The 4,587-nt window shown below is 69.6% G+C and carries 4 protein-coding genes; all 4 read right to left on the minus strand.

Annotated features, from left to right (window positions below; all coding sequences use genetic code 11):
* Positions 1–303: 303 nt before the first annotated feature.
* Positions 304–2,583: a molybdopterin cofactor-binding domain-containing protein gene (locus QHF85_RS49420; protein WP_281334532.1), complete on the minus strand. Its 2,280-nt coding sequence runs from the start codon at positions 2,581–2,583 to the stop codon at positions 304–306.
* Entirely contained in the window at positions 2,580–3,047 is a 468-nt protein-coding gene (locus QHF85_RS49425) for a (2Fe-2S)-binding protein (RefSeq protein WP_281334533.1), read from the minus strand. The genes QHF85_RS49420 and QHF85_RS49425 overlap by 4 nt, the downstream gene beginning before the upstream one ends.
* Positions 3,044–3,688: an Isoquinoline 1-oxidoreductase subunit gene (locus QHF85_RS49430; protein WP_281334534.1), complete on the minus strand. Its 645-nt coding sequence runs from the start codon at positions 3,686–3,688 to the stop codon at positions 3,044–3,046. The genes QHF85_RS49425 and QHF85_RS49430 overlap by 4 nt, the downstream gene beginning before the upstream one ends.
* Before the next feature lie 213 nt (positions 3,689–3,901).
* Positions 3,902–4,342: a hypothetical protein gene (locus QHF85_RS49435; protein WP_281334535.1), complete on the minus strand. Its 441-nt coding sequence runs from the start codon at positions 4,340–4,342 to the stop codon at positions 3,902–3,904.
* Positions 4,343–4,587 lie beyond the last annotated feature (245 nt).

Here is a 4,587-nt window from a genome sequence, read left to right on the forward strand (position 1 = left end):
CCGCATCGACTGCGCTTCGCGCAGTCGATGCCCAGAGGTCCAGGGCTGGCCCTGCAAAGAGGGGGCGGACAGCTTAAAAACCTCTCCCCGCATCGACTGCGCTTCGCGCAGTCGATGCCCAGAGGTCCAGGGCTGGCCCTGCAGAGAGGGGGCGGACAGCTTAAAAACCTCTCCCCGCATCGACTGCGCTTCGCGCAGTCGATGCCCAGAGGTCCAGGGCTGGCCCTGGTTCGGGTCGAGGGGCGAACAGCCCCCGCGGGGCCCGGGGCAGAGCCCCGGCGCGGCGCCTCCCGAGTGAGTGGGCTATCCGGCGAGGCCCCGCAGGAGCGGGATCTCGCGGATTCGTTTGCCCGTCAAGGCGAACACTGCATTCGCTAGCGCCGGGCCGACTGGCGGCACGCCCGGCTCGCCCACGCCGCACGGAGGCCCGTCGCTTGGCACGAGGTCCACGTGGATTTTCCGCGGGACCTCGCCGATCCGCGCGATCCGCGCGTCCCGGAAGTTCGATTGCTCCGTCGCGCCGCCCTTCATGGTGATCCCACCGAAGAGCGCATTGCTGATCCCCATGACCACCGAGCCCTGCATCTGCGCGTGGACGCGGTCCTGATTGATCACCAAGCCAGGATCCATGCAGATCCAGGCCTCGTCGACGCGGATCTTGTTCCGCTCGTCAGGCACCACGGCCAGGACCACCGCCGCATACGTGACAAAACTCCGGTGCGCGGCGAGCCCGAATCCGCGGCCGTCCTTCTTTCGCCCGCTCCAGTTCGCGGATGCCGTGACTCGCTCGACCACGCGCCGGAGCCGGCCCGCGTCGACCGGGTGTTTTTCGAGGGACTCCCCATAATTCACGAGCTTCTCGACGCCGAGCTCCGCGAGGCCCATGAGCCGCGGCGGGCCGATGATTTCGAGCCACACGTCCCGCGGGTCCGCCCCGCGCGCGTGCGCGATTTCATCGATGAGCGAGCCGATCCCGAAGGCGTGAAAGATGTTGTACACCGACCGATACCAGCCGATCCGCACGTGCGGCTTTGCTCGGCACGCCTCGGCGCGGACGTTCGGCACGTCGATCGCGAGATCGAGCACGCCTTGCTGGAGGTCCGTGATGCCCGGCGTGTCGACATCGCTGAAGATGGATGCGATCGGCGGGAACGCGGTTCGATGGTGCCACGCGATCACCTTGCCGTTCGCATCGAGGCCTGCGCGGATGCGCTGCGCGTTCACCGCGTTGTAATAGCCATGGTGGATGTCGTCCTCGCGCGTCCATTGCACGCGCACCGGCGCGCCCGCCGCGCGTGCGAGGAACGCTGCTTCCGCGGAGAAGTCCGCCTTCGATTTCCGCCCGAACCCGCCGCCGAGCAGCGTCACGTGCACGGTGACCGCGTCCTCGCCCATGCCGAGCGTCTTCGCCACCTGCGTCCGCGCCGCCTGCGGGTGCTGCGTCGGCGCCCAGACCTCGCAGCGACCTCCGGCGACCCGCGCAAGGGCCACGGGCGGCTCCATCGGCATCTGCGCCAGGTGCGGGATCACGTACTCCGCCTCCACGACCCGCGCCGCCTTGCCGAACGCGGCGTCGACGTCGCCGACCTTGCGGTACGTCGTCCCCGGCTCGCGCACCGAGGCGAGCAGGTTGTCCCGGTATGTGACCGAGTCGTAGACCGCGTTGTCCCCGGGATCCCACGTGATGTCGAGCGCCGCGCGCCCGCGCATCGCGGCCCAGGTGTTCTCGGCGAGCACGGCGATCCCGCCCCAGGGCTGGAATCCATAAGGCCGCGTCGGCGCGGAGATCTCGACCACCCGCTTGACGCCCGGGATCTGGAGGGCGCGCGTGGCGTCGTACCGGACGACCTTCCCGCCGACCACGGGCGGCCGCGCGATCACCGCAATGAGCATGTCCGGCAGCTTCACGTCGGCCCCGAACACCGCCTGACCCGTCACGTAGGCCGGCCCGTCGAGGAGCGGCAAGAACGGGCTGTTCACCCCCGTGAGCTCGCTCTTCGGCCGGAGTTTTACGTCCGCGCGCTGGGGCACGGGCAATTTCGCCGCCGCCGCCGAGAGCTCGCCGAAGCCGAACGAGCGCTTCGTCGGCGTGTGAGTGACCTTGTTCCCCCGCGCCTCGCACGTCTCGGGCTTCACCTTCCATTTCGCCGCCGCGGCCGCGACGAGCATCGTGCGCGCGGTCGCAGCGACGTACCGGAGGTCGTCGTAAAACTTCCGGATGCTGGCCGATCCGTCCGTGTTCTGGTCGCCGTACTTCTTGTCGCCGTCGGCCTGGCGAATCACGACGCGCGCCATGTCCGCCCCGAGCTCGTCGGCGAAGAGCACCGGAATCGAGCTCCGGACGCCCTGGCCCATTTCGGAGCGATGACAGACGAGCGTCACCGTCCCGTCCAGCCCGACATGGATGAACGGGTTCGGATGGAGCCCCGGGGGCGGCTGGGGCGCCACGGCGGGCGGAGGGGGCCCGGCGCGGCCGCTCGGCTCGTCGGCGAGGGCCGGCAGGCCAACCGCGAGCCCGGCCAACGAGAGGTTCAGCCCGACGAGGAACAATCGCCGGGTCACGCGCACGGCATCCCGGCTCATTGCTCGCCCTCCGGCATCCCGGCGACCTTGCGGATCGCGGCGCGGATCCGCGAATACGCGCCGCACCGGCACAGGTTCCCGGCCATCGATTGCTCGATCTCGTCGTCCGTGGGCTTGGGCTTCGCCTTGAGCAAGGCCGCCGCGGTCATGATCTGCCCGGCCTGGCAATACCCGCATTGCGGCACCGCGAGCTCGACCCACGCGCGCTGGAGCGGGTGGCTTCCGTCCGGCGCGAGCCCTTCGATCGTGGTGACAGCGCGCCCGTCGGCGCGGCGGACCGGGGTCACGCACGCGCGCACGACCTGCCCGTCGAGGTGCACCGTGCACGCGCCGCAGAGCGCCTGGCCGCACCCGTATTTGGTCCCGGTCAAACCGAGCACGTCGCGCAGCGCCCAGAGCAGGGGCATTTCGGGGTCGACGTCGAGCGTCTTTTCGACGCCGTTCACGCGGATACGCACGCTCATGGTCTCGCCCCCTTCGCGGGGCACGCTGCCCCGGACTCCACCCAGGCCGCGACGATCGCGCCGAACTGCTCCTGCGTCCCCGGAACCGGCTCGCGATCCGCTCCCGGATGCCAACCCCAACCGACGAGCGCGTCGTGGGCATTGTGCTCGACGATCGCCGCGAGGGATTTTCCGCCGTTCCGCTTGGGATCCTTCATCTGCTCGCAGATCTCGTGCGGCGATTTGCCGACCCAGGCCATCTGGATCGGCGCGAGCGCCCAGTGCGGCGCGCCGGGGACGCGGGTGAGCTCCTGGTTTCTGTCCTGATGGCAGCTCGTGCATTCCATTCCGACCACGCCGTGATTGTCGGGTCCGCGCACGGCCGGCGGGTCGTGGAGCTGCATGTTCATGCCCTGGTGGGGGATGTCGCCGTTCGGATGGCAATTCACGCAGCGCGGGTGCGTGAGCACGCGGCTCGCTTCGAGGAAGAGGGCGCTGGATCGGGCGCGCGTGTCCTCGATGCCCGCGAAATCGGCGGGCGTGCGCAGCTCGCCGGGCGCGACCTTCCGGAGCGCTGTGGAGCCCTTGGGCGCGTCCGCGGTCGGGCCCCCGCAGCCGGCGAACACGAAGGCCACCGCAAAAGGCAGGAGCCGCTGGTGCATGGCCCGTGAGTAAGCACGAAAGTCACGAGCGGGCAACCTGACGCTTGCCAGGAAAACCTCAGCCGTTTTTGTCGAGGGCAGACCGAGAATGGCGGCGACGGCGGGACGCGAGCAGAGAGCCGAGGCAGCGCAGGACGAGGGCCCCGGGCGAGGAGGACGATGCGCCGAGGGACGGAGCCTCGACCTTCGATCCAATGGCCTCGAGAGGCGACCTCAGGAAGGCGCTTTTTTCTCGTCGTGATAGGCCGCCGTCGCGACGTACCGAAGGACTCTTCCGCAATCGTGCATGCTGGACCGTCCCGGACAAGACCGCTGGCCTTCGAAGACGGTGCGGCGATATGCGAGCGCAGCGAGGAACTCGGCCGTCACGTCATACCCGCCGTCTTCACACCGCGGATCGGAGCACGGCAGCACGAAGAGGGCGGGCGCCGATGCGATGACGACGCGCCGGATGTAGCGCGTGCCGCCGGTGGCAGATCCGCTCCTCGGCGTCTCGTCGATCGAAATGGAAAAGTCTTTCAAATCGGGAGCGTGCACGGAGAGCTTGCCTGCCGCGTCTTCGCGAGCCAGCCGCTCTGCATGACGGGCTTTGCGCTCGAGGTTCTTGCGGTAATTCATCATCCCCCCTCCATCGACGCGGGGTTCGACATTCATCGAGCGAGCGGCCGAAGCTGCTCCGCACCCCTCGACAGCCATGCGTCACATCTCGGCGGCAGACATGGAAAACGGCGCGGGCACGGCTGCTCTTGCGAGCTGCCGCGGCCCGCGCCGCGCGTCATGCTTTTTTGATCAGTAACGGCCGCCGCCGCGACCGCCGCGACCACCGCCGCCGCCGCCGTAGCCGCCGCCGCCGCCGCCGCCGTAGCCGCCACCGCCGCCGCCGCCGCCCGTGCGCGGGG

Origin of the sequence: Polyangium sp. 6x1, assembly GCF_029946515.1 — a bacterium.
GTDB lineage: Bacteria > Myxococcota_A > Polyangia > Polyangiales > Polyangiaceae > Polyangium.

What these genes read in the sequence shown, in the direction of transcription:
- QHF85_RS49435 (WP_281334535.1), bottom strand. Translation starts at nt 4,342, where the DNA reads ATGAATGTCGAACCCCGCGTCGATGGAGGGGGGATGATGAATTACCGC.
- QHF85_RS49420 (WP_281334532.1), bottom strand. Translation starts at nt 2,583, where the DNA reads ATGAGCCGGGATGCCGTGCGCGTGACCCGGCGATTGTTCCTCGTCGGG.
- QHF85_RS49430 (WP_281334534.1), bottom strand. Translation starts at nt 3,688, where the DNA reads ATGCACCAGCGGCTCCTGCCTTTTGCGGTGGCCTTCGTGTTCGCCGGC.
- QHF85_RS49425 (WP_281334533.1), bottom strand. Translation starts at nt 3,047, where the DNA reads ATGAGCGTGCGTATCCGCGTGAACGGCGTCGAAAAGACGCTCGACGTC.